The 23,989-nt window shown below is 65.0% G+C and carries 20 protein-coding genes; 12 read left to right on the forward strand and 8 right to left on the reverse strand.

Annotation, left to right across the window (positions count from 1 at the left end):
• The 8 genes from ACROUL_RS09810 to ACROUL_RS09845 all read right to left on the reverse strand — a co-directional run bounded on the left by ACROUL_RS09810 (position 1) and on the right by ACROUL_RS09845 (position 10,548).
• Positions 1 to 873, reverse strand: coding sequence for a carbohydrate ABC transporter permease (locus tag ACROUL_RS09810; protein ID WP_431299312.1), 873 nt, complete (start codon positions 871 to 873; stop codon positions 1 to 3).
• A 129-nt stretch (positions 874 to 1,002) separates the two neighbouring features.
• Positions 1,003 to 2,316: an ABC transporter substrate-binding protein gene (locus ACROUL_RS09815; RefSeq protein WP_431299313.1), complete on the reverse strand. Its 1,314-nt coding sequence runs from the start codon at positions 2,314 to 2,316 to the stop codon at positions 1,003 to 1,005.
• A gap of 107 nt (positions 2,317 to 2,423) precedes the next feature.
• Entirely contained in the window at positions 2,424 to 3,380 is a 957-nt protein-coding gene (locus ACROUL_RS09820) for a sugar-binding transcriptional regulator (protein WP_431299314.1), read from the reverse strand.
• On the reverse strand, positions 3,377 to 4,045 hold the full coding sequence (locus tag ACROUL_RS09825; RefSeq protein WP_431299315.1) for an HAD family hydrolase: 669 nt from the start codon (positions 4,043 to 4,045) through the stop codon (positions 3,377 to 3,379). The genes ACROUL_RS09820 and ACROUL_RS09825 overlap by 4 nt, the downstream gene beginning before the upstream one ends.
• Positions 4,046 to 4,191: 146 nt before the next feature.
• A complete protein-coding gene (locus ACROUL_RS09830) occupies positions 4,192 to 5,364 on the reverse strand; it encodes a LysM peptidoglycan-binding domain-containing protein (RefSeq protein WP_431299316.1) in 1,173 nt (390 codons plus the stop codon).
• Between the two features lie 148 nt (positions 5,365 to 5,512).
• Entirely contained in the window at positions 5,513 to 6,523 is a 1,011-nt protein-coding gene (gene dctP / locus ACROUL_RS09835) for a TRAP transporter substrate-binding protein DctP (protein ID WP_431299317.1), read from the reverse strand.
• Complete coding sequence (locus ACROUL_RS09840) at positions 6,520 to 8,145, reverse strand: phosphate ABC transporter substrate-binding/OmpA family protein (protein WP_431299318.1); 1,626 nt, start codon at positions 8,143 to 8,145, stop codon at positions 6,520 to 6,522. The genes dctP and ACROUL_RS09840 overlap by 4 nt, the downstream gene beginning before the upstream one ends.
• 51 nt (positions 8,146 to 8,196) lie before the next feature.
• A complete protein-coding gene (locus tag ACROUL_RS09845) occupies positions 8,197 to 10,548 on the reverse strand; it encodes a serine/threonine-protein kinase (RefSeq protein WP_431299319.1) in 2,352 nt (783 codons plus the stop codon).
• Positions 10,549 to 10,738: 190 nt separating this feature from the next.
• Here ACROUL_RS09845 and ACROUL_RS09850 point away from each other — a divergent pair, with 190 nt between their 5' ends.
• The 12 genes from ACROUL_RS09850 to ACROUL_RS09905 all read left to right on the forward strand — a co-directional run bounded on the left by ACROUL_RS09850 (position 10,739) and on the right by ACROUL_RS09905 (position 23,988).
• On the forward strand, positions 10,739 to 10,930 hold the full coding sequence (locus tag ACROUL_RS09850; RefSeq protein WP_431299320.1) for a hypothetical protein: 192 nt from the start codon (positions 10,739 to 10,741) through the stop codon (positions 10,928 to 10,930).
• An 87-nt stretch (positions 10,931 to 11,017) separates the two neighbouring features.
• The gene (locus tag ACROUL_RS09855) at positions 11,018 to 12,016 is read left to right on the forward strand and encodes a Gfo/Idh/MocA family protein (protein WP_431299321.1); all 999 of its coding nucleotides are present in this window, start codon (positions 11,018 to 11,020) and stop codon (positions 12,014 to 12,016) included.
• The gene (locus tag ACROUL_RS09860; protein ID WP_431299322.1) at positions 12,016 to 13,587 is read left to right on the forward strand and encodes an acyl CoA:acetate/3-ketoacid CoA transferase; all 1,572 of its coding nucleotides are present in this window, start codon (positions 12,016 to 12,018) and stop codon (positions 13,585 to 13,587) included. Before ACROUL_RS09855 ends, ACROUL_RS09860 begins: the two co-directional genes overlap by 1 nt.
• Positions 13,584 to 14,351, forward strand: a complete 768-nt coding sequence (locus ACROUL_RS09865; RefSeq protein ID WP_431299323.1) for an enoyl-CoA hydratase/isomerase family protein — start codon at positions 13,584 to 13,586, stop codon at positions 14,349 to 14,351. Before ACROUL_RS09860 ends, ACROUL_RS09865 begins: the two co-directional genes overlap by 4 nt.
• Positions 14,351 to 15,871 carry an aldehyde dehydrogenase family protein gene (locus tag ACROUL_RS09870; RefSeq protein ID WP_431299324.1) on the forward strand — a complete coding sequence of 507 codons (1,521 nt, stop codon included), beginning with the start codon at positions 14,351 to 14,353 and terminating at the stop codon, positions 15,869 to 15,871. The genes ACROUL_RS09865 and ACROUL_RS09870 overlap by 1 nt, the downstream gene beginning before the upstream one ends.
• A 50-nt stretch (positions 15,872 to 15,921) precedes the next feature.
• Complete coding sequence (locus ACROUL_RS09875; RefSeq protein ID WP_431299325.1) at positions 15,922 to 17,172, forward strand: ABC transporter substrate-binding protein; 1,251 nt, start codon at positions 15,922 to 15,924, stop codon at positions 17,170 to 17,172.
• A gap of 96 nt (positions 17,173 to 17,268) precedes the next feature.
• Positions 17,269 to 18,168, forward strand: coding sequence for a carbohydrate ABC transporter permease (locus ACROUL_RS09880; protein WP_431299326.1), 900 nt, complete (start codon positions 17,269 to 17,271; stop codon positions 18,166 to 18,168).
• On the forward strand, positions 18,165 to 19,046 hold the full coding sequence (locus ACROUL_RS09885; protein ID WP_431299327.1) for a carbohydrate ABC transporter permease: 882 nt from the start codon (positions 18,165 to 18,167) through the stop codon (positions 19,044 to 19,046). The genes ACROUL_RS09880 and ACROUL_RS09885 overlap by 4 nt, the downstream gene beginning before the upstream one ends.
• A 3-nt stretch (positions 19,047 to 19,049) precedes the next feature.
• On the forward strand, positions 19,050 to 20,162 hold the full coding sequence (locus ACROUL_RS09890; RefSeq protein ID WP_431299328.1) for an ABC transporter ATP-binding protein: 1,113 nt from the start codon (positions 19,050 to 19,052) through the stop codon (positions 20,160 to 20,162).
• Positions 20,159 to 21,649, forward strand: a complete 1,491-nt coding sequence (locus ACROUL_RS09895) for a GMC oxidoreductase (protein WP_431299329.1) — start codon at positions 20,159 to 20,161, stop codon at positions 21,647 to 21,649. Before ACROUL_RS09890 ends, ACROUL_RS09895 begins: the two co-directional genes overlap by 4 nt.
• Positions 21,646 to 22,407 carry a 3-ketoacyl-ACP reductase gene (locus ACROUL_RS09900; RefSeq protein ID WP_431299330.1) on the forward strand — a complete coding sequence of 254 codons (762 nt, stop codon included), beginning with the start codon at positions 21,646 to 21,648 and terminating at the stop codon, positions 22,405 to 22,407. The genes ACROUL_RS09895 and ACROUL_RS09900 overlap by 4 nt, the downstream gene beginning before the upstream one ends.
• Positions 22,408 to 23,988 carry a GMC family oxidoreductase gene (locus ACROUL_RS09905; protein ID WP_431299331.1) on the forward strand — a complete coding sequence of 527 codons (1,581 nt, stop codon included), beginning with the start codon at positions 22,408 to 22,410 and terminating at the stop codon, positions 23,986 to 23,988.
• Position 23,989: the final 1 nt, after the last annotated feature.

Here is a 23,989-nt window from a genome sequence, read left to right on the forward strand (position 1 = left end):
TCAGGCGTCCAGATGCCGGCCAATGCCGCGCATCAGGAAGTAGGCCACGATGTTGGCCAGGATCACCGCAATGATCCCGCCCGCTGCTGCGCGCCCGATATCCTTGGCCGCGATCGCCTGTTTGAAGATCATGTAGGGCAGGGTGGTCGAGGCCGAGCCGGGACCGCCTTGGGTGGTGGTGAAGATCTCGCCGAAGATGCCGAGAAGGAAGATCGTCTGGATCAGGATCACGACGGTGATCGCCCGGGTCATGTGCGGCAAGATGATGTAGCGAAACCGGCTGACTGCGGACGCTCCGTCCATCTCGGCGGCCTCAAGCTGCTCGGAGGACAAGGATTGCAGGGCGGTCAGCAGGATCAGCGTCGCGAACGGCAGCCATTCCCAGGCGACGATGAAGATCACCGAGGCCATAGGGTAGTTTTCCATGAAGAGGATCGGTTCCACCCCCAAACCCTGCGCGAATGAGGCAAACATGCCGTTTTGCGGGTGCATGAACAGGTTTTCCCAGATCGACGCGGCAACCGGCGGCATTACGAAGAAGGGCGAAATGACCAGGATGCGCAAGGGACCCTGTCCCCAGACCGGCTGGTCGATGAGAAGCGCGATCAGCGTGCCGAGAACGATGGTGATCACCAGAACGCCACCAACAAGCAGCAACGTGTTCGAGAGCGCCAGCCAGAATTCGGGCGCGTTGACGAACCAGATATAATTGCGAAAGCCCGCCCAGCCGGTGCGATCAGGCGAAATCAGCCGATAGAGCCGGAACGAATAGTAGATGGTCATGGCCAAGGGCACGATCATCCAGATGAACAGGACGATGACCGACGGAGCGACCATCAAACGGGCAGCAAGACGTGAGGATTGCGTCGCCACGGGCGTCTCCGATTCAGGGGTGAAGCCGACCAAATTGCACGGGTTACTGCCGGGCGCACTCCCCGTGGCCCGCGGCCTGCGGGAGAGAGTGGGGATCCCCGGCCCCGTGAAGGGCCGGGGTCGCGTGTCTTACTTGATGTAGCCAGCGGTGGTCATTTCGTCCACAGCGAGAGCTTGCGCTTCGGCGAGGGCTTCATCCACCGTCTTCTGACCAGCCAGAGCCGCCGAGAACACTTCGCCGACCGACGTTGCCAGACCGGCAAATTCCGGGATCGCGACGAACTGCACACCGACATAAGGCACCGGCTTGGTCGCCGGGTTTGTCGGGTCAGCCGCGTTGATAGAGTCGATGGTCATCTTGGCGAAGGGCAGCGCCGCGTATTCCGGGTTGGCGTAGAGCGAGGTGCGCGTGCCCGGAGGAACGTTTGCCCAGCCTTCTTTGGAAGCGACGAGGGCGAGGTAGTCCTTGTTGGTCGCCCAGTTCACGAAGATCTTGGCAGCATCCTTGGCGTCCGACGAAGCCGGGATCGCAAGCGACCAGGCCCAGAGCCAGTTCGCACGCTTGCCGAGGCCGGCATCGGGAGCAAGGGCAAAGCCAACCTTGTCGGCAAACTCTGACTGCTTCGGATCGATCAGCGCGCCGGCCGAAACGGTTGCATCCATGCGCATTGCGCACTTGCCTTGCAGCGACAGAGTCAGGTTTTCGTTGTAGCCGTTGTTCGACGCGCCGGGCGGACCATATTTGGTCAGCATGTCGACGTAGTCGGTCATTACGGCCTTCCATTCCGGCTGGTCGAACTGCGGCTGCCAGTTTTCATCGAACCAGCGGGCGCCGTAGGAGTTGGCCATCGTCGTCAGGAAGGCCATGTTTTCGCCCCAGCCGGCCTTGCCGCGCAGGCAGATGCCGTAGATGCCGGCGTCCTTGTCGGTCATTGCGGCGGCAGCGGCCTTGATGTCGTCCCAGGTCGGTGCGTCGGGGATCGTGATGCCAGCCTTTTCGGCCAGATCCTTGCGGTAGTTCACAAAGGACGATTCGCCGTAGAAGGGCGAAGCGTAAAGGTTGCCGTCGACGGTCAGGCCGCCACGGATTGCGGGCAGCAGGTCGTCAACGTCGTAGTCGGCGGGCAGGTCGTTCAAGCTTTCGAGCCAGCCCTGCTTGCCCCAGATCGGAACTTCGTAGGTGCCGATGGTGATCACGTCATACTGACCGCCGCCGGTGGCGATGTCGGTGGTGACGTTCTGGCGCAGGACGTTCTCTTCCAGCGTGACCCATTCAACCTTGATGTCAGGATGCTTGGCATAGAAGTCGTCCATCAGGCCCTGCATGCGGACCATGTCGCCGTTGTTGACGGTGGCGACGGTGATGGTGGTTTCGGCATAGGCGCTGCCCGCAAAGGCAACGAGTGCCGACGCGCCGAGAAGCGCGCGAAGCGAATTCGTCATGAGTTCTCCTCCCAAAGCGTATGAGCAAATCATCGCTGAGTGAATAATTGCTCATACAGCGGCATGAGTCGTCAAGCCCCCTCTTCCGCCGCAACTGCGAAGGGATTTCAGGCGTCGGAGAGGATGGCTTCGGCTGTCGCTTCGTCGGTCACGAGGCCGTTGACGATGCGCCCGATCATCGCGGCGCGGATCGCGCGGACCTTTGACGGACCGGCAGCGATGGCGATCACGGGCTGCGACTGGCCGGGTTCTACGCGCACGCCGCCGACCAGAGCATTTCGCGGGCTGTCGATGTAGCGGCCTTGTTCGTCATAGACCCAACTGCCGATTTCCCCTGCTGCGCCAGCGGCTTGCAGTTCGGCCAGCACTTCGGGCGTAACGAAACCGTCAACCGCGAGAGGGGCATCCGCGCTCATCTGCCCGACGCCTACGAAGGTGACATCGGCGCGGCGGGCGAGGTTGTAGACCGCTTGCACCGGACGCAGGTGCATGAAGAACTCACGCTCCTCGGCTGTGTCGCAGATCACTGGCACCGGCATCGGATAGTAGGGTGCTTTCAGTTTTTCTGCGATGCGGCTGATGACGTCATAAAGTGTGGCCGACCCGTCCGGTGCGATGTTGCCAAGGAGGGAAACGATGCGGTGCTGGCGCGCGTCGGTGGGCGCGAACTGTTCGGCCATGGCGCGCAGGGCGCGTCCGGTGCCGAAGGCGATGACCTTTGAGTCGGGCATCCGCAGGTAACGTTCCAGTTCCGTCGCCGCCGTGGGTGCGATGGCGCGCGACGGATCGGCGCCAACGCCGAGGCCGGGGGCAACGCGGCAGCGGGTCAGGCCGAAGCGGCGGGTCAGCTCGGTTTCAAGCGCGAGGCACGAGGCGATGTGGTGGTTCAGGCGGACGTGGATCAGCCCTTCCGAGATTGCACGGGAGACAAGGCGCTGGGCGCGCTGGCGGCTGACGCCAAGTTCGGCGGCGATCTGATCCTGGGTCATGCCGCCGACATAGTAAAGCCAGCCCGCCCGCGCGGCTTCGTCCTGTAGCGAGATATCGGGATCGGGGCGGTTCATGCGGCTCCTTTCAGGTCGGGCGCAAAGTGGAAGAAGTCGGCGAAGGCGTCAAATCGTCTGTGCGGCGTGGCGTCGGGCGGGTCGGGGTCCAGCCGGCCGCCGAAATGGCTGCCACCGGTGAAGCGCCAGACCTGCATTCCGGCGGCAAGGGCGGCACGAACGCCGGTGAGGCTGTCTTCGATGACAAGGGTGCGGGCGGGGTCGATCTGCATCTGGCGGGCGGCGAACAGGAAAAGGTCGGGTGCGGGTTTGCCGTTTGCAACCTGACTGGCGGTGAAAAGCCGCGGACCGACGGCGGTGCGCAGGCCGACGAGGTCAAGCGACATGTCAGCGCGGCGCGGCGAGGAGGAGGTGGCGACGCACCACGGGCAGGCGAGGGCGCCCAGCACATCGGCCACGCCGGGCATGATGCGCAGGCTCTTTGTGAATTCGGCCAGCAGTCGGTCGCGGTAGTTCGCCTCGAATTCAGGAGGCAGGTCGAGGCCGAATTCGCGCCGAATCTGGGCCATGACTGTGGGATAGCTGCGGCCAAGGAAGTGGCGGGCGACATAGTCGAGGTCGATGTGGACGCCGAGGCGGGCGAGTTCGGCAATCAGCATCCGAGCAGAGATGATCTCGCTGTCGATCAGCACGCCGTCGCAATCGAAGATCACCAGATCGAACACATCCGCCCCCAAAACCGTTGGCTAAAGGGGAAGCATCTGACCGGCGGTGTCAACGGAAAGCGCAAGGTCCGTTCAGAAAGCGGGCATCGGAAGGACGCGTGCGCCCACCCCGATCCCCTCCCCACGGGGGGAGGGGAGGCGACGGATCAGCCGCCGGAGGCCTGCTTTTCCTCGTGTTCGCGCAGCCGGGTCGAGACGACCTTGAACCATGTGCCATCGTCGCGCATCGACTTGAGGCCCGCGTTCAGAATGGCGAGGTAAGCCTTGCCGTCAGGGTTGGCCTTGGGCGTGAAGACGTGGATCGTCTGCACGGTGGCGAGCGCGGTCAGTTCCTTGACGTTGTCACCGATGCCGAGGGTGACGATGTCGTCTTCGGCGGGCAGGGCGTCGAAGGTGACGACGTCGACCTCGTCCGCCTCGAGCGCGCGCCAGCAGTCAAGCTGGGTCGGGGCGACGAGCATGGACACGTTCGGTTCGACAAGGCCGAGCGCCTCGAGGTCGAAGGTGAACCAGCCGTCGGGGCGGCAAAGGCGCTTGCCCTTGAGTTGGTCGTGCGAGGTGACGTTCACAAGATCGCTGCCGGCCTTGGTGTAATAGCCGACCACCGCCTCGAAGAACGGGTCGGAGGCGTCGTAATCGGTGCAGCGCATCTGGGTGGCGGGGGACAAGAGGTCGACCTTGGAGCAATCGGGCAGATACCACGGAAACCCGAGGTCGAAGGCGCCGGAGGGCAGAAGTTCGGTCAGGTGCGCGCCCCAGTCGTTGACGAAGCTGACGCGGTAGGGCTGGTTCGGTGCTGCGCGCTGCATCGCCAGTTTGACAAGCTCGGTGAACATGCCGCCTTCGGGCAGGTCTTCGTCGGTGAAGGGGGCGTAGCTGCCGGCGGTAAGGAAGCGGGCCTCGGGCAGTAGGGCGGGTTTGGTTGTCGCCGGGGCCGCTGCTGCCACTGGTTTTGTGGTGGGTTCCACAGCGGGTTCGGCGGCGGTTTCAAGTGCGGCGGCAAGGGCGGGTTGATCGCTGGCTGCCGGTTCGGCAGCGGCCGTGCTGGCGCCGGGCAGGCTGCCATCGGCGCAGGGAATGGCTAGCGTCATTCCGACCTCGATGATGTTCGGGCTGGAAAGCCGGTCGCGGTTTGCCGAATAGAGGATCTGGTATCCACCCGCGACCCCGGCGGCCTTGGCAAGCTGGCTGAGGGTGTCGCCGGGCACGACGGTGTGGAACGAGCAAAGTTCTTGCGCGCTGGCGGCGGTGGTCATCAAGGCGAGCGCGAGGGCAGTGTGTCCAAGGCCGGTTCTGACGGTTCGGGAGGGAGTACCCATGCGGATGGTCCTTTGAGCAGAGGGATTGATTTCGCCTTAAGGTTGTATTTCGGGGTCGAAGGCTGGCGCGGCTTTGTGGCGGGGGCAAGGGAATTGGCAGGTCGAGCAGGGTTTCAGGGAGTGCGGGCTGTGGTCATGGTGCGGGACGTCATTCGAATGGCCTTGCGGCGGCGTTGGCCGCAACTGCGGCGTTGACCGCGTCGGAGCCGAGACGGGTGGCGGCGGCGTCATAGCTGGGTGCAAGGGCCGCGCGGAATGCGGCGCGCGCGGATGCGTCCAGTGGGATGATGATGCCACCATCCTCGGTGATCGCCTGTCGGCTCATCGCGTCCGTCTCGAAGGCGAGAAGGGTCTGTTCGTGCAGAACCTGGCGAAGGAGTGCGAGGAGAAGCGTGACGTCGTCGGGTGAGAGCGTGGCGATCAGGCCCGGTGCTGCGAGTATGGCGGCACCGGTGATGCCGTGGTTGGTTTCGGTGATGACGGTCGGGGCGTCGTAAAGGCCGCCGAAGTCGATCACCGGCCATGAGGCAAAGCTGCCTTGCGCGGTGCCGTCTGCAAGGGCGGCCCCGAAGGCCGCAGGGGTGCTGTCGACGGGAACGGCCGTTGCACCAAGCGCGGTTGCGGTGTCGGCGCTGGCGGGCGATGCGGACGATACGGCAAAGGTGAGGCCGGCGACATCGGCGGGGGTGGAAAGTGCGCGCGGTGCCGTCATCTGAAGCGCGCCGGTCAGAAGCACGCCGAGGAGCGCGGGCGTGTCGGCGCTGGCAGACGGGGCGGGAAGCCCTTCGGCCCAGACGAGGGCGTGGTGCGGGCTGTCGAAGAGGAACGGCAGGTTGATGACATCAAGCGCCGGGGCAACCTCGGCCACCGCGGTTAGGGGCAGGGCAGCAAAGCTGGCCTCGCCGGCGGCAAGGGCGGCGGCGAGGTTCGCGCTGGCCGTATCGCTGCGCAGGCCGATGCAATGGCGGCCTGCAAGGGCTGCGTTGGCGCGGTCTGCGAACTGGCGGGCGGCCTTGCCTTCCGGCCCGGCCTCGGCCTCGGGCGGGATGAGGAAAATGAGGTCGGTGTCAGCCGGGCAGTCGGCTCTGGCGAAGGCTGGCGTCACGGTGGCCAGACACAGCGTGAGCGAGGGGATGAGGCGTTGCCATGCAAGCGTCACCGGGCGAAATCCCGCACCCAGGTTTCGACGCGGCGGTTGATGGCGCGGCCGGGATCGGTGTCGTTACAGGCGAGGGATGAGATCTCGCCAAGGCCCACGGCGGTGAGGCGCACGTTATCCGCCACCTCGGGGTATTCGGCCAGAAGCGTGGCGATGATCTGTTCGGCACGCTTCAGGCTGAGGTCGCGGTTCAGCGCGGCATCGCCGACCGTATCGGTGAAGCCGAGGAAAAGTACCTCTTTGCCGCTGTAGGCATCGGTCGACAGGAGTGCGGCGAGGCGGTCAAGGTCTGCCAACGCGCGGGCGTTCAGCAGGTCGGTACCGGTTTCATAGCGGAAGGTGGCCGACAGGCGTTCAGCAGCCAGAAGCATGTCCATCATGCCGCGCAGTTCCTGCTGCTGGGCCGGGTCGGTTTCGACCAGCATGGCCGACGCGATGCGCATCCCCTGCTGGTCGAGAGTGGCTGAGGCGATGGACTGGTCGATGAAACCGGCGCTGGCGACATCGTTCTGCGCGGCGTCGGAGGACAGAAAGCGCGAGAACGCGTCGCCGATGGGGGAAAGCGGGGTCTTGCTGCGGTAGATGTAAAGCTGGCGGGTAAGGGGGTATTCCTCGGTCTTGACGGTGAAGGCGGTGGGCTGGGTCAGGATGTTGCAGGACCCGCGGATCGCCAGCGGGCGGGCCGCGCCTTCGTTGCCGATGCGGGTGTAGCCGATGGCAGCGGGATCGCCGGCGACAGTTTCGGCAACCACCCGGTCCGAGCCGAGGATGGCGGCAGCGGGGCTGACGGCAAGGTCGGCGGGGTGCATGACCAGCGCGTCCAGCACATCGGCCGAACCGAGGTCTGGCGTGCTGGCATAAAGCTCAATTGGCAGATCGCTGCCGCCGACCTGCGACCAGTTGGTGATCTTGCCGGCATAGATCGCCGCAGCGTCTGCCGTGGTCAGCGACCGGACCGGATTGCGCGGGTGGGTGATGAACAGTAGGCCGTCCAGCGCGATGATCTGTTCCTGCGCCTCGGACCGCAGATCACCGAGGCCTAGGTTCTGGGCGGCGCGGACCTCGCGGGTGAGGGCGCGGCGGTCGGACAGGGCAAGTTCGGCGGTGCCGTCCAAGAGGGCCGCGATCCCGTCCGAGGATGTGGACGGGACGATCTTGATGGCTGCGGTTTGCGGCAGATCGCCGCCGCTGACCTCGACCAGAAGGCCGTTGTCGATGGTCTTGAGGACGGTCGCCTTGCCCCCGGTGCTGGCGGCAAGGCGGCTGATGAGGGTGGGGATCAGATCGACGCCAAGCGCGCGGTCGCCGGCGATGGTCGTTTGCGGTGTGGGCGCTGTGCCGTCAGGGCAATCGGCGCCGTCGCAGGTGACGGTATCGCGGGCGACGGTCATGCTGCCGACGCTGGAGCGGATGGTGAAGGCCTTGTCGGTGACTTCGACCAATTCACCGACGATGGAATAGGTGCCGTCACGGGTAGTCAGGGTGACCGGTTCGGCAAGGGCTGGAGCGGCAAAGATGGTGGTGGCGATGCCCCCCGCAAGGACCCATCGGGTCAGAAGGCCGAACGTGGTTCCGTTCCAGACGGGGGGCTTTCGCAGACTTCTGCTCGGTTTACGCAACAATAAACAGGTTCCTGCCAATACTATCTTCAGTTCTGGAAACGATGCCGTGGATCACTCGCGTTCCAGAGGCATCCGTACCGAAATGACGTTGCCCGCACGCTCGACCTCGAAAGCGGCTTCGCCGACGTTCTGGAAGGACAGAAGGTCGATCACGATCTCAAGGCTTTCGGGGGTGTTGATCGGCTTGCCAAGGGTGGTCTCCTTGAGGATCACGTCGCCGGGCTGGACGCCGTTTTCATCGGAATAGATGATCCGGTCGACGACGGTGCGCCAGGCGCCAAACTCGACGCTGGTGCGGAAGGTGGTGCCGTTCTTCAACTCGACCCAGCGGGTTGCCGGAGCGACCAAGCTGACGTCTTCGAAATCGCTGCCCTTGGCGTCGCGGATGCGGGCGGTGGCGGTGATCTTGCCGTCTTCGCCGGGGGTGGTCGAAACGCGGATCGTGTTGGTGATCGCGTCCATGCTGGATACCCATTCGCCGTTGATGGCGAAGATGGTGACGCCGTCGGCAACCCACTGGTTGGCGCGGGCAAGCCGGCCGGAAACAGCCGTGATGGTGGGATAGGTCTCGCCGTCGATCACTTTCGGTTCGGTGGTGAAGGGCAGGGCATAATCCCAGCGGACCGCGCTGAACTGGTCTTCGATCAGCGGCGTGTCGGGGGCTGGCGGGCGCGGCAGGATTGCGGCGGCAAGGGCGGCGGCTTCGGCTTCGGCCTTGGCTTGTGCGGCGGCGGCGGCTTCGGCGGCGCGCTGGGCGGCAGCGGCGGCTTCGGCGGCTGCTTGGGTCTGGGCGGCGGCGCGGGCGGCGGCTTCGGCAATGGCGCTGGCGTCGGCAGCAGCTTGGGCGCGGGCAGCGGCGCGCAAGGACGCTTCGGTTTCGGCCTTTGCCTTGGCCTCGGCTTCCAGACGGGCGCGGGCTTCGATGCGGGCGCGGGCCTCGGCCTCCTTGGCGGCAACTGCGGCGGTTTCGGCGGCGGCGCTGGCGGTCGCGTCGACAGCGGCCTTGGCGGTCACATCGGCCCGGGCCTGCGCTGCGGTCTGTGCATCGATGGCGGCACGGGTCTGCGCCTCGGCCTCGCGGGCGGCGAGGGCATCTGCGGCGGCAAGGGCGGTGGCCACTTCGACCGCGGTTCCGGTGGTTTGCACCGTAGCTTCACCGGGGGTGGCGGGATCGCCCATGCCGGTCCAGACTGCAAAGCCGATGCCAAGCGCCACGATGGAAGAGGCGCCCAGAAGCAGCGGAAACCGCGAGGTGCGGGTTTCGGTGGCCGATGCCGCGAAGGCTGCGGTGGCGGCGTCGGGGGCGGTGTTTATCTTGCGGGCAAAGCGGGTAGGCGCAACCGGGGCCACGACCGCCGGGGCAGGCTGTGCCACGGGTCCCGCTTCGGCGGCGATGATGATGTCCAACCACTGTGCCGCGGTTTCCAGACGGTCCTTCGGCAGCACGCGGGCAGCCTTGTCGATGGCCTCAAGGAAGCCCTTTGGATAGCCCTGAAAACGCCCTGCGAGCGGCTTGTAGGGATCGGGGCTGCCTTCGGCAATCGAGGCAAGGCGGCGCTGGCTTTCGGGCGGCGCGACGCCAGCGATGACATGGTAGAAGGTGGCGGCCAGCGCATAAAGGTCGCTGTAGGGCCCTTGCGCCGATCCGGTCAGGTAGAATTCCTGCGGCGAATAGCCGTCCTTCACCACGCGGCGCTGCGACATCACCCGGCTGGCCTTGGTGGCCTGTTCGCGGGCGGCGCCAAAGTCGATCAGCACGGGGTTCTTGGTGCGCGCATCGACGAGGATGTTGTCGGGCGAGATGTCGCGGTGCAGCATGCCGGACTGGTGAACGAAATCCACCGCCGCCAGCACCTTCTTCAGCATCAGCACCACTTCCTGCGGCGTGAATGGGGTGTCGGTTTCTTCCAGAAGGTCGAGCAGGTCTTTGCCGTTGACGTGGTCGATTGCCATGTAGGCGGTGTCGTTGTCCTCGAACACCTGATGCACGCCGACAATGTTTGGATGAACCAGTTTCGCCAGGCTGCGCGCCTCTTGCACGAAGAGCCGGACGACCGATCGGAATTCACCCTGATGCGCCCGCGACCGGGCGCGGACAATGATGCCGCTGCGCCGGCAGAGCGAGTTGGGGAAGCATTCCTTGATGACGATGGTGCGATCCAGCGAATCCTTGGCGAGGTAGGTGATGCCGAAGCCGCCGGAGTTGAGGTAGCTGACGATGGTATACTGGCCTTGCAGAAGCTTGCTGCCGGGCTTCAGTTCATCAACAAAGGCGTCGTGATCGTCGGCTGCGTCAAGCTCGCCTGCAAATGCGTCTTCGGCGCTTGCGGCGCCCAGATCCGGTGCGGAAAGATCTTCGGACCATTTTGCGACCGCAGTGGCCGCTGTGTTGAATCTCGCCATGTCAGTTCACCGTTCCACTCAACGCACGCGTGTGTGCTGTCGCAGAAAGCCCCATGTTGATCGTTCCGGCGCAAAGAGGGCCGCAGGTAGGCCGAATTTAGACAATCTTAAGGCGAGTACGAAAAGCAAATACCGCGAAAGCGTGTAACTTCGATCCGCGCGCGCAACAGTGCGGTGCGGCGGGTGGGCATTGTTCGCTGAAAGCACCGGAAAATGGCTTGGTCGTGGTGCAGTGGCGCGGGGGAGATTCGCGCAACTGCGGCGAGATCGGCGCTTTTTGGGCGCAATGGACCGGGAGAATTTGCTGAAAATTGAAGCGGTCGGCGCAGGGGCATGGGTTTATGAATACAACCCTGAGGGGAAATTCGACTATCTGTTCTGATCGACTTGGCGCTGCCCTCGCGAGTCGGTTGACTTATTTGGATCGTTCCATTACGACTTTTGGAATGATCCAATTTGGGGCGCTGTGATGAACTGGGGGCTGATTGGGGCAAGCACGATCGCTGCTGAACACATGATCGGCGCGATCCGTGCCTGCGGGGGAAATCCGGTCTGGGTGGTCAGCGGATCGCCGGCCCACGCGCAGCGTTTTGCCGCCGAGCACGGGATTGCCCGGGCGAGTGACGATCTTGCGGCGATGCTGGCCGATCCCGGGGTAGAGGCGGTCTACATCTCCTCCACCAACGAAAAGCACCGGTCTCAGGCGCTGGCGGCAATTGCGGCGGGCAAGCATGTGATCTGCGAAAAGCCGCTGGCGATGACCGTGGCCGAAGCGGCCGGGATGGTGCGTGCTTCGCGCGACGCAGGGGTGGTCTTTGCGACGAACCACCACCTGCGCAACGCGGGCAGCCATCAGGCGATCCGGGCAGTGATTGCACAGGGACGGATCGGCAAGGTGCTGTCGCTGCGGGTGCATCACGCGGTGCATTTGCCGCCCCATCTGCAGGGCTGGCGGATCAACGATGCGGGCGCGGGTGGCGGGGTGATCCCCGATATCACGGTGCATGACGCCGATACGGTGCGGTTCCTGACCGGCGAGGACCCTGAGAAGGTCGTGGCGCAGGCGGGCGTGTCCGGCATGGGGCGGGGGGTCGAGGATTCGGTGATGTCGGTCTGGTCGCTGCCGTCGGGCGCGATGGTGATGGCGCATGAAAGCTTTACGCACCGCTTTGCTGGCTCGGGCGTCGAGGTGCATGGCACCGATGGGTCGATCTTTGCGCGCGGCGTGATGACGCAAAGGCCGGTGGGCGAGGTGGAATTGGTAACGGCCGAAGGGCGCGAGATCGTTCCTTATTCCGCGCATGACCTTTACGCGCATGGGGTTGCGGCGTTTCTCGGGGCGGCGCGGGGCGAGGGGCAGCCTGCGGCAGACGGTGTGGACGGGGTCAAATCGCTGGCCGTGGCGATGGCCGTACGCGAGGCGGCGGGCACCGGCCGTCGCGTCACCGTCGCGTACGGAGGCGTGTGATGGGCAAGCTTGTAACGGCGGCAGAGGCGGCGGCGCGGATCGCGGATGGGGCGGTGGTAACGATCTCGTCTTCGTCGGCCTTGGGATGCCCGGACAAGGTGCTGGCCGCCATCGGCGCGCGGTTCGAGGCCGAGGGGCATCCGCGCGGGCTGACCACGCTGAACCCGATTGCCGCCGGCGACATGTACGGCGTGAAGGGCATCGACCATATCGCCAAGGATGGTCTGTTGGTGCGGATCGTCGCGGGGTCATACCCGTCGGGGTCGTCGAACCTGCCGATGCCGGATATCTGGCGGATGATCGTGGAAGACCGCGTGGCCGCCTACAACGTGCCGTCAGGGATACTGTTCGACATGCACCGCGATGTGGCGGCACGGCGGCCCGGGGTTTTGACCAAGGTGGGGCTGGAGACCTTCGTGGACCCGATCCGCGAAGGCTGCGCGATGAACGCGGTGGCGGCAGCCGCGCCGATTGTCGAGCGGGCGGAGTTTGCTGGCGAGACCTGGCTGCATTTCCCCAATATCGTGCCGAATGTCTGCATCCTGCGGGCAACGACGGCGGACGAGCGGGGCAACCTGACCTATGAGCATGAGGGCGCGTATCTCGGCGGTCTCGATCAGGCGATTGCGGTCCGGAACCACGGCGGGCTGGTGATCGCGCAGGTCAAGCGGATGACGGCGGCGGGCAGCTTGCGGCCGCATGACGTGCGGGTGCCGGGGCATCTGGTGGACCTGATCGTGCTGGACCCCGACCAGAAGCAGACCACAGAGACCCCCTATGACCCGGCGATCTCGGGCGAGGTGATGCGACCCTGGGCCAGCTTCAAGCTGGCCGAACCGGGGGTGGAAAAGGTGATCGCCCGGCGCGCGGCGATGGAGTTGCGGCAGGGCATGGTGGCCAACCTTGGCTTTGGCATTTCCGCGATGGTGCCGCGGGTGCTGCTGGAGGAGGGGCACGCGCAGGCGGTGACATGGGCCATTGAGCAGGGCGCGGTGGGGGGGATGCCGCTGACGGGCTTTGCCTTTGGCTGTGCCTCGAACGCGGATGCGTTCATGCCTTCGCCAAACCAGTTCACCTACTTTCAAGGTGGCGGGTTCGACATGAGTTTCCTGTCGTTCCTTGAGGTGGATGTGGCGGGCAACGTCAACGTCTCGAAACTGGGCAAGAAGCCGTATCTGACGGCGGGTTGTGGTGGGTTCGTGGACATCACGGCACATGCGAAAAAGATCGTCTTTTCAGGGTGGTTCGAGGCGGGAGCTGAGGTTTCACTTGAAGCGGACGGTTTGCGCGTGGTGAAGCCCGGAAAGTTTTCCAAGTTCGTGGATCAGGTGGAGCATGTGACGTTTTCCGGTGGCCGGGCGCGGGCTATCGGGCAGGACGTGATCTACGTCACCGAACGCTGCGTGATCCGGCTGACCGACGCGGGGCTGGTCGCCACCGAAGTGATGCCGGGGATGGATGCCGAGCGCGATATCGTCGCCGCCTCGGGTGGCCGGGTGAGGGTGGCGCCGGATGCGGTTCGGATGCCGCTGGCGCTCTTGTCTGACGGGCCGATGGGGTGGGTGCCATGAGCGCGGTGCATCTGATCTTGCGTGGGCCGGTGGCAGAGGTGCGGCTGGACAACCCGGCCAAGCTGAACGCGCTGACCGTGGGAATGCTGGCGGAGTTGTCGGCGCATCTGGATACCCTGGAGCGGCGGGCGGATGTGGCTTGCGTGCTGCTGACGGCGGAAGGTGAGCGGGCGTTTTGCACCGGGGCCGATATCACTGCCTGGGGCGACCTGACCCCGGCGGAGTTTGCGCGGCACTGGGTCCGCGAGGGGCACCGGATCTTCGACCGGCTGGCGCGTTTGGCCAAGCCGACGATTGCGGTGCTGACGGGACATGCGTTTGGCGGGGGGCTGGAGCTTGCCGCCGCTTGTGACATCCGGGTGATGGTGCCGCGCGCCAGCCTCGCCCTCCCTGAGGCGGGTGTGGGCATCGTCCCCGGATGGTCCGGCACCCAGCGGTTGCTGCGGCTTTTGCCGGAGCCGGTGGTCAAGGAAATGGCGCTGTTCGGGCGCAGACTTTCGGCGGAGCGGGCGCTGGCCTTGGGCTTTGTGGCCGAAGTGGCGGAGGACGCGCGCGGGGTGGCCGTGGCGATGGCGCTGCGGGTGGCCGAAACCTCGCCCCGGGCGGTGGAGGTCGCGAAATACATGATCCACGCAGGCGCGGGCGAAGACCCGGGCGCGATGATCGAGGCGTTGGGGGCGGGAATGATCGCGGCCACAGCCGACAAGGCGGAGGGCGTGGCCGCGTTCCGGGCCAAGCGCAAACCGGAATTTCGGGGGGAATGATGCTGGATATGACGGTGATCGCCGCGACGGGACAAGTGCTGCCGGAGCGGCCTTTTGTGGGGCGGCATCTGATCGGCGGCGCTTGGGTTGCTGGAAGTTCCACGTTCGACCGGGTGTCTCCCGCGCATGGCGTGGTGGTCAGCTGCTCAGCCCTTGGAACGGCGGCGGATGCGGAGGCCGCGATTGCGGCGGCGCGGGCGGCTTTCGACAGCGGGGTTTGGTCGCGGGTGACGGGTAAGGCGCGCGCAGCCGCCTTGCTGCGGGTGGCCGATCTGATTGAGGCCAATGTCGAGCGGATAGCACTTCTGGAGACGCTGGAAAGCGGCAAGCCGATCAGCCAGTCGCGCGGCGAGGTGTCGGGGGCGGCGGACCTGTGGCGCTATGCGGCGAGCCTTGCACGCAACATCACCGGGGACAGCCACAACACGCTTGGGGCGGACATGTTGGGCGTGATCCTGAAGGAGCCGATCGGCGTCGTGTCGGTGATTACTCCGTGGAACTTCCCGTTCTGGATTCTGAGCCAGAAGCTGCCCTTTGCCTTGGCGGCGGGTTGCACCTGCGTGGTGAAGCCGTCGGAAATGACACCGTCCAGCACCGTGATGATGGGCGAGTTGCTGATCGAGGCGGGGTTGCCCGCCGGGGTGGTGAACATCGTTTTGGGTGAGGGGCAGCCGGTGGGGGCTGTGCTGGCCTCGCACCCGGATGTGGACATGGTGACGTTCACCGGGTCAACGGCGGTGGGCAAGGCGATCTCGGTCGCGGCGAGTGCGACGCTGAAGAAGGTGGCGCTGGAACTGGGGGGCAAGAACCCGCAGGTGATCTTTCCCGACGCCGATCTGGATAGCGCGGCGGATGCGGTGACGTTCGGCATCTATTTCAACGCGGGCGAATGCTGCAATTCCGGCAGCCGCGTGCTGGTACATGAAGATATCGCCGAGGCGTTTGTGGCAAAGGTCACGGCGCTGTCGCGGCAGGTGGCGTTCGGCGATCCGCTGCACGCCGATACGCAGGTGGGCGCGATCATATCGCTCGCGCATCAGGGCAAGATCGACGGCTATGTGAGGGATGCGGTCGCGGCAGGCGCAACAGTTGCCTTGGGTGGCGGGCCGCTCAATGTGCCGGGGCTGGCGGGGCAGTTCTACCAGCCAACGGTGGTTTCGGGCGTGACGGCGGACATGGCGATTGCCCGGGACGAGGTGTTCGGCCCGGTGCTGGCCTGCCTGACCTTTCGCACTCTGGACGAGGCGGTGGCACTTGCCAACGACGCGGCCTATGGCCTGAGCGCGGGCGTGTGGAGCGAGAACGTCCACACCTGTCTTGAGTTCGCGCGGCGGGTGCAGGCCGGCACGATCTGGACCAACACGTGGATGGACGGGTTCCCGGAAATGACCTTCGGCGGCTTCAAGCAGTCGGGTCAGGGCCGCGAGATCGGGCGCTATGGGCTTGAAGAATTCCTCGAGGTCAAGACGGTGGCGATGCGCATCGGGCGCACGCGGCCGAACTGGGTGAAGACCCGCTGAGAAACCCTTGGCGGATAATGAAAAACCAACGCAACACGGGAGGAAACCAAATGCGTGGATTTTACGGTAAGGCACTGACGGCGGCGGCGGCACTTGTGCTGTCGACGAGCCTTGTGAAGGCGGCGGATGTCGAGGTTCTGCACTGGTGGACATCCGGTGGTGAGGCGGCGGCGCTGAACGTGCTGAAGGACAATCTGGCTGGCGCGGGCACCGGCTGGCTGGACATGCCGGTTGCGGGCGGCGGCGGCGAGGCGGCGATGACCACGCTGCGCGCGCGCGTCACCGCAGGCAACCCGCCAACGGCCGTGCAGATGCTGGGCTTCGACATTCAGGATTGGGCAAAGGAAGGCGCGCTGGCCGACCTGACCGCCACTGCAACCGCCGAAGGCTGGGACAAGGTGGTGCCGACGGCACTGCAGGCGTTCTCGACCTATGACGGCAAGTGGGTTGCGGCCCCGGTGAACGTGCATTCCACGAACTGGATCTGGATCAGCAAGTCCGCCCTTGATGCCGCAGGCGGCAAGGCGCCGGAGACGTGGGAAGAACTGGTCGCCGTCTTGGACGCGATGAAGGCCAATGGCATCACGCCCTTGGCGCATGGCGGGCAGGCCTGGCAGGACGCGACGGTGTTCGACGCGGTCGTGCTGTCCTTGGGCGCGGATTTCTACAAGGCCGCGATGATCGACCTCGACCCGGCGGCGTTGGGTGGCGAGAAGATGGTCGAGGCGTTCAACCGCATGGCCAAACTGCGGTCTTACGTCGATGACAACTTCTCGGGCCGCGACTGGAACCTCGCCTCGGCCATGGTGATCAACGGCGAGGCCGGGATGCAGATGATGGGCGACTGGGCCAAGGGCGAGTTCCTGAAGGCGGGCAAGGTGCCGGGCACCGATTTCGTCTGCATCCGCTTCCCCGGAACGCAAGGCATGGTGACCTTCAACTCTGACCAGTTCGCCATGTTCAACCAGACGGACCCTGCGATGCAGGAAGCCCAGGTCGCAATGGCCAAGGCGATCATGGACCCGGCCTTCCAGTCGGCGTTCAACGTGGTGAAGGGCTCGGTTCCTGCGCGGACCGACGTACCGGACACCGACTTTGACGACTGCGGCAAGAAGGGCATGAAGGATCTGGCCGAGGCGAACGCGAACGGCATGCTCTTCGGCTCGATGGCGCATGGTCATGCGGCACCTGCGGCCGTGAAGAACGCGCTTTACGACGTGGTGACCGCGCATTTCAACGGCGAGTATGACGCGGCGACAGCTGCGAAGGAACTTGCCGCTGCGGTCGAAGCGGCGAAGTAAGCCCACATGGGAAGGCGGCCCAAGGGTCGCCTTCCCGCACTTTTGCCTGATCTGATTTGTCCGGTGGTTGCCCGCAATGCGGGCGTGGAGGGGGCTATGGCGACGCGATCCATCGACGCCGATTTTCGCACGCGGTTGCAGGACTGGATACCGAAGCTGGTATTGTCGCCCTCGCTGGCGCTGATCCTGGTCTTTGTCTACGGCTTCATTCTTTACACCGGCTATCTGTCGTTCACTGACAGCAAGATGCTGCCGTCCAACACCTTGGTGGGATGGGAGAATTACACAAAACTTTGGGCACTGTCGTCCTGGATCACGGCGATCAAGAACCTCGCGATCTTCGCCTCGCTTTACATCGTGATCTGCACGGCGATCGGGCTGACGCTTGCGATCTTCCTTGACCAGAAGATCCGCGGCGAGGGGTTCCTGCGGCCGATCTACCTTTATCCAATGGCGTTGTCGTTCATCGTGACGGGAACGGCGTGGAAATGGTTTCTGGACCCCGGTATCGGTTTGGAACACACCATGCACCTTTGGGGATGGGAGAGCTTCAGCTTTACTTGGATCAAGGAACGCGACATGGCGATCTATACTGTGGTCATCGCGGCGGTCTGGCAGACATCCGGGTTCGTGATGGCGATGTTTCTGGCGGGCCTGCGCGGCATCGACAACGAGATCCTGAAGGCGGCACAGATCGACGGGGCGTCGAACTGGCAGCTTTACCGCCGCATCGTCATTCCCCTGTTGCGTCCGGCGTTTCTGAGCGCCTTCGTGATCCTCAGCCACCTTGCGATCAAGTCATACGACCTGGTCATCGCGCTGACCGGGGGCGGGCCGGGGCGGGCGACGGAATTGCCCGCGACCTTCATGTATTCCTACACCTTCACCCGCAATTCGATGGGGATCGGGGCGGCATCGGCGGTGATCATGCTGATGACCATCGCCGCGATCATGATCCCCTACATTTACGCCGAACTGAAGGAGAAGAAGGAATGAGCGCCGCGACGCAAGACACCGCCGTGCGCACCGGCCGGGTAGCACGGACCTTCATCTACCTCGTGCTGCTACTGTTCGCGCTGTTCTACCTTCTGCCGTTCTTCGTGATGCTGACAAACAGCCTGAAGCCGTTGTCGGAAATCACCGGCGGCAACATGATGTCCCTGCCGCAGGTCTGGACGCTGGAAGCCTGGCGCTCGGCCTGGTCAACCGCGCAGATCGGGGTGGAGCCGACGGGGTTGAAACCCTACTTCCTGAATTCGCTTCTGATGGTGGTGCCGGCGGTGGCAATCTCGACCATGCTGGGCGCGCTGAACGGCTATGTGCTGACGAAGTGGCGGTTCAGGGGCGATACGATCCTCTTTGGGCTGATGCTGTTCGCCTGCTTCATCCCGTTCCAGATCGTGCTTATTCCGATGGCGCGGATGTTGGGGTTGATGGGGCTGGCTGGGTCTACTCCGGGGCTGATCCTGGTGCATGTGGTCTACGGCATCGGCTTTACCACGCTTTATTTTCGCAACTACTACGCTTCTTTCCCGACCGAGTTGGTGAAGGCCGCGATGATCGACGGGGCGGGGTTCTTCCGGATCTTCTGGCGGATAATGCTGCCGGTATCGGGGCCGATCGCGGTGGTTTCCGTCATCTGGCAATTCACCAACATCTGGAACGACTTCCTGTTCGGCGCATCCTTTGCCGACCTTGATTCCATGCCGATGACGGTGGCCCTGAACAACCTCGTCAACTCCTCGACCGGGGTGAAAGAATACAACGTCCACTTCGCCGGTGCGATCCTGGCCGCGCTGCCGACCCTTCTCGTCTACATCGTCGCAGGCCGCTACTTTGTGCGCGGTCTGATGGCTGGCTCTGTGAAAGGCTGACCCATGGGTTTTCTCGATATATCGCATGTGACCAAACGCTACGGGAACGTGCAGGTGCTGCACGAGGTGGACATCTCGGTTCAGGAGGGGGAGTTTCTGGTACTGGTCGGCCCGTCGGGCTGCGGAAAATCCACGCTTCTCAACATGATCGCAGGGCTGGAGGCGATTTCCTCGGGCGATATCTCGATCAAGGGCCGGGTCATCAACGGGGTCCACCCGTCAAAGCGCAACATCGCGATGGTGTTCCAGAGTTATGCGCTTTACCCGAACATGACCGTGGGCCAGAACATGACTTTCGGGCTGGAGATGCACGGGGTGCCGAAGGCCGAGCGTGACAAGGCGCTGGCCGATGTGGGCAAGCTTCTGCAGATTGACCACCTTCTCGACCGCAAGCCGGGGCAGTTGTCCGGCGGCCAGCGGCAGCGGGTGGCTATGGGCCGCGCGCTGGTGCGGAACCCCGATGTGTTCCTGTTCGACGAGCCGCTTTCCAACCTTGACGCCAAGCTGCGCGTCGACATGCGGACCGAGATCAAGAAGCTGCACCACAAGCTGGGCACGACCATCGTCTACGTCACCCACGACCAGATCGAGGCGATGACGCTGTCGACCCGGATCGCGGTGATGAACAAGGGCTATGTCCAGCAGCTTGGCACGCCGAAAGAGATTTACGACACGCCTGCGAACCTGTTCGTGGCAACCTTCATGGGCAGCCCGGCGATGAACATCCTGCCTGCCAAGGTGGTGATGCAGAACGGCGCGCCCCATGCCGAGATCACGGATAGCGAAGGAGTGGTGCGGCATTTGCGGTTCAGCCAGGCCAACATGGCGGATTGGGCGGGCAAGGCGATCCTGCTGGGCATCAGGCCTGAGGCGATTACCGATCCCGAAGGCGCTGACCGCAAGTCCGGCAACATCCAGCCCTTTGCCAACCGAGTGACGGTGACGGAACCGGCGGGGTCGGATACGTTTGTGACCATGACCCTGTCAGGCAAGGACGTGATCGCGCGGATGCGGGCGGATGCGTCGGTGGCGCCGGGGCAGATGTTCGACTTTGCGGTGAACATGGAAAAGGCGGTGGCCTTCGACCCGGTGACCGAGGTGCGGATCGCGGGATGAGCGACGCCGATATCATCATCATCGGGTCGGGCATGGGAGGTGCCACGCTGGCGGCGGCGCTGGCGCCTTCGGGCAGGCGCATACTCATTCTGGAGCGGGGCGAGCGTCTGGCCGACAGCCCAGAGGCGCGCGATCCAGCGGCGATCTTCCAGCGGGCGCATTTCAAGCCGAAGGAAACATGGCGCGACATATCGGGGGCGGTGCTGCATCCGGGAAATTACGCCTATGTCGGCGGCAACACCAAATTCTACGGCGCGGTCCTGTTGCGCTACCGGGCCGAGGATTTCCGCCCGCTGCGGCATATCGAAGGCACGACGCCGGGCTGGCCCATTGGCTACGATGATCTGGAACCCCATTATGCCCGCGCCGAAGTGCTGTACCGGGTGCGGGGCGATGCGGGCCAAGATCCGACCGAGCCGCCACATTCGGCGGACTATCCCTTCCCGCCGGTGCCGGATGAACCTGACATTGCGCGGCTGCGCGCGGCGTTCGCAGCGCAGGGGCTGCATGTGTCGGCCCTGCCGCTTGGGGTCGATATCGAGGCGTGGCTCAAGCGTGCGAAGACCGGCTGGGACGCCTTTCCCTGCACCACGGGGGCAAAGTCCGACGCGGAAAGCTGCGGGCTTGCCGAGGCGTTGCGCCACCCGAACGTGCGGTTGCAAACGGGCGCCAAGGTGACGCGGCTGCTGGCAGAGGGGCGCCGGGTGACGGGGGTCGAGGTGGAGCGGGCCGGGGTGGGCGAGACGCTGCGTGCGCCGCTCGTCGTGCTGGCGGCGGGGGCGATCCTGTCGTCGGCGCTGTTGCTAGCCTCGGCTAACGAGGAGCATCCGCGCGGCCTGGCGAACGGGTCCGATCAGGTGGGGCGCAACTACATGAACCACAACCTGACCGGGATGGTCGCCTACAACCCCTTCCGCCGGAACCGGACCGTTTATGAAAAGACCATTCAGGTCAATGACTTCTATCTGAAGGGTGGGCCACGGGGCGAACCTTTGGGCAATATCCAGATGCTGGGCCGGATCACCGGGCCGATCCTTGCGGGCGAGGCGGGGTTGCCCCTTTGGCTGGCGCGGCACATCGCGGACCGGTCGATCCACATCATGGCGATGTCGGAGGACCTGCCCGACCCGAACTCGCGCGTGTTCTGGCGGGGTGGCGAGGTGGTGCTGGACTGGCGGCGCACCAACACCAAGGCCCACGCGCAGCTGGTGGACCGACTGAAGGCGGCGATGCGGCGGGCGGGCTGGCCGGTAACGCTGGCGCGGGGGTTCCCGAAATCGAAGCCATCGCACCAGTGCGGCACGAACCGGATGGGCGCGGACCCGCGCGCATCGGTCGTGGATGTGAACCTGAAGGCGCATGATCTGGACAACCTCTACATCGTCGATGCGTCCGTCCTGCCGACGTCGGCGGCGGTGAACCCTTCGCTGACCGTGGCGGCGCTGGCGCTGCGGGCGGGCGAGCATATCGCGAGGGTCAAAGCATGACCGCGCCGCTGGCATTGGTCACCGGAGGCCAGCAGGGGATCGGCCTTGGCATCGCGCGGGCGCTGGCCGCCAAAGGGTTCCGGCTGGCCATCGCGTCGCTGCCGGGGCCAGACGACGGCGCGGTGAGCGCGGCGATGGCGGAGCTCGACGCAGAGGCGCGTTATTACCGGCACGATCTGGCCGATCTTGGCGCGATACCGGCGCTGCTGGACCGGATCGAGGCGGCGCAGGGGCCGGTCGATACGCTGGTTCTCAACGCGGGGGTCGCGGCGCGAGTGCGGGGCGACATGCTGGATCTGACGCCGGAGAACCTCGACTGGATCTTGCGGATCAACCTGTCGGGTGGGCTGTTCCTCGCGCAGGAGGTGGCGCGGCGGATGCTTGCGCGGTCGGTCGGGGCTTATCGGTCGATCACCTTCGTCACCTCGGTTTCCGCGCGGATGGCAAGCCCGGAGCGGGCGGATTACTGCATCTCGAAGGCGGCGGCGTCGATGGCGGCGCAGGCCCTGGCGCTCAGGCTCGCACCGCATGGCATCGGGGTCTTTGAACTCCGCCCCGGCATCATCGAGACCGGCATGACCGAAGCGGTGAAGGACAAATACACCGCCCGCATCGCCGACGGGCTGGTGCCGGAAAACCGCTGGGGCCAGCCCGCCGACATCGGCGCGGTGATGGTGCCGATTGCCACGGGTGAAATGCGCTTTGCCACCGGGGCGGTCATTCCCGTCGATGGCGGCCTGTCGATTGCGAGGCTTTGAATGGCGTATGACTTTATCATCGTCGGCGGAGGATCGGCGGGCTGCGTGCTGGCAGCAAGGCTGAGCGAGAACCCGGAGGTTAAGGTGCTGCTGCTTGAGGCGGGCGGGCGCGACCGGCATCCCTTCTACCACCTGCCGGCAGGCTTTGCGAAGATGACCAAGGGCATCGGGTCATGGGGCTGGCAGACCGTGCCACAGCGCCACATGAACGGCATGGTGATCCGCTACACCCAAGCCAAGGTGATCGGCGGCGGGTCGTCGATCAACGCGCAGATCTACACGCGCGGGCATCCCCTGGACTACGAGGAATGGCGGCAGTTGGGCTGCGCGGGTTGGGGCTATGAGGATGTGCTGCCGTACTTTCGTAAGGCCGAGGACAACGACACATTCGACAACCGCTGGCACGGCAAGGGCGGGCCCTTGGGCGTCAGCCAGCCGCGTGCGCCCTTGCCGATCTGCGAGGCGTATTTCGCGGCTGCAGAGGAACTGGGCATTCCCCGCAACCATGATCTGACCAGCGAGACGCCGGATGGGGTGGGGTATTACCAACTGACCCAACGCCACGCGCGGCGGTCGTCAGCCTCGGTCGCCTATCTCGGCATGGCGCGTGGGCGGGCGAACCTGACGGTGCGGACGGGCGCGCAGGTGGCGCGGATCGTGGTCGAAAAGGGCCGCGCGGTGGGGGTGCAGCTTGCGGGCAGCGTGATGGAGCGGGCGGCGGAGGAGGTGATCCTGTCGTCGGGTGCCATCGGGTCGCCCCGGATGCTGATGCTGTCGGGCATCGGGCCGGCAGAGCATCTGCAATCGGTCGGCGTGCCGGTGGTGCTGGACCAGCCGGGGGTCGGGTCGGATTTGCAGGACCATCTCGACCTCTTCGTGATCGCCGAATGCACCGGGCCGCACACCTATGACCGCTATGCCAAGCCGCTGATGTCGGCGGTGGCTGGCTTGCAATATCTGCTGACGAAACGCGGGCCCGTCGCCTCCAGCCTCTTCGAGACGGGCGGGTTCTGGTATGCCGAGGAAGGCGCGCGGTCGCCGGATATCCAGTTCCATCTCGGCCTCGGCTCGGGGATCGAGGCCGGGGTGGCGGCGATGCCGCAGGGGGGCGTGACGCTGAATTCGGCCTACCTGCGGCCACGGTCACGGGGGACGGTGCGGCTGGCGTCGGCTGATCCAATGGCAGCACCACTCATTGATCCAAACTACTGGGCCGACCCGCATGATCGGGAAATGTCGATCCGCGGGCTGAAGATGGCGCGCGAGATTATCGCGGGGCAGGCGCTGAAGCCTTATGTGCTGGCCGAACGTCTGCCGGGGCCGGAGGTGCGGACCGATCAGGACTATTTCGACTATGCCTGCCGCCACTCCAAGACCGACCACCACCCGGCTGGAACCTGCCGGATGGGCAGCGACGCGGGGGCCGTCGTGGACCCGCGCCTGCGGTTCAACGGGCTGGCGCGGCTGCGCGTCGTCGACGCCTCGGTGATGCCGCGGGTCGTGTCGTCCAACACCAATGCCGCGACGATCATGATTGCGGAGAAAGCCGCAGACATGATCCGCGCCGATCATGGAGCATGAA

Origin of the sequence: Tabrizicola sp. BL-A-41-H6 (assembly GCF_050632395.1) — a bacterium.
In the GTDB taxonomy this organism is placed as follows: Bacteria; Pseudomonadota; Alphaproteobacteria; order Rhodobacterales; family Rhodobacteraceae; genus JAUYQR01.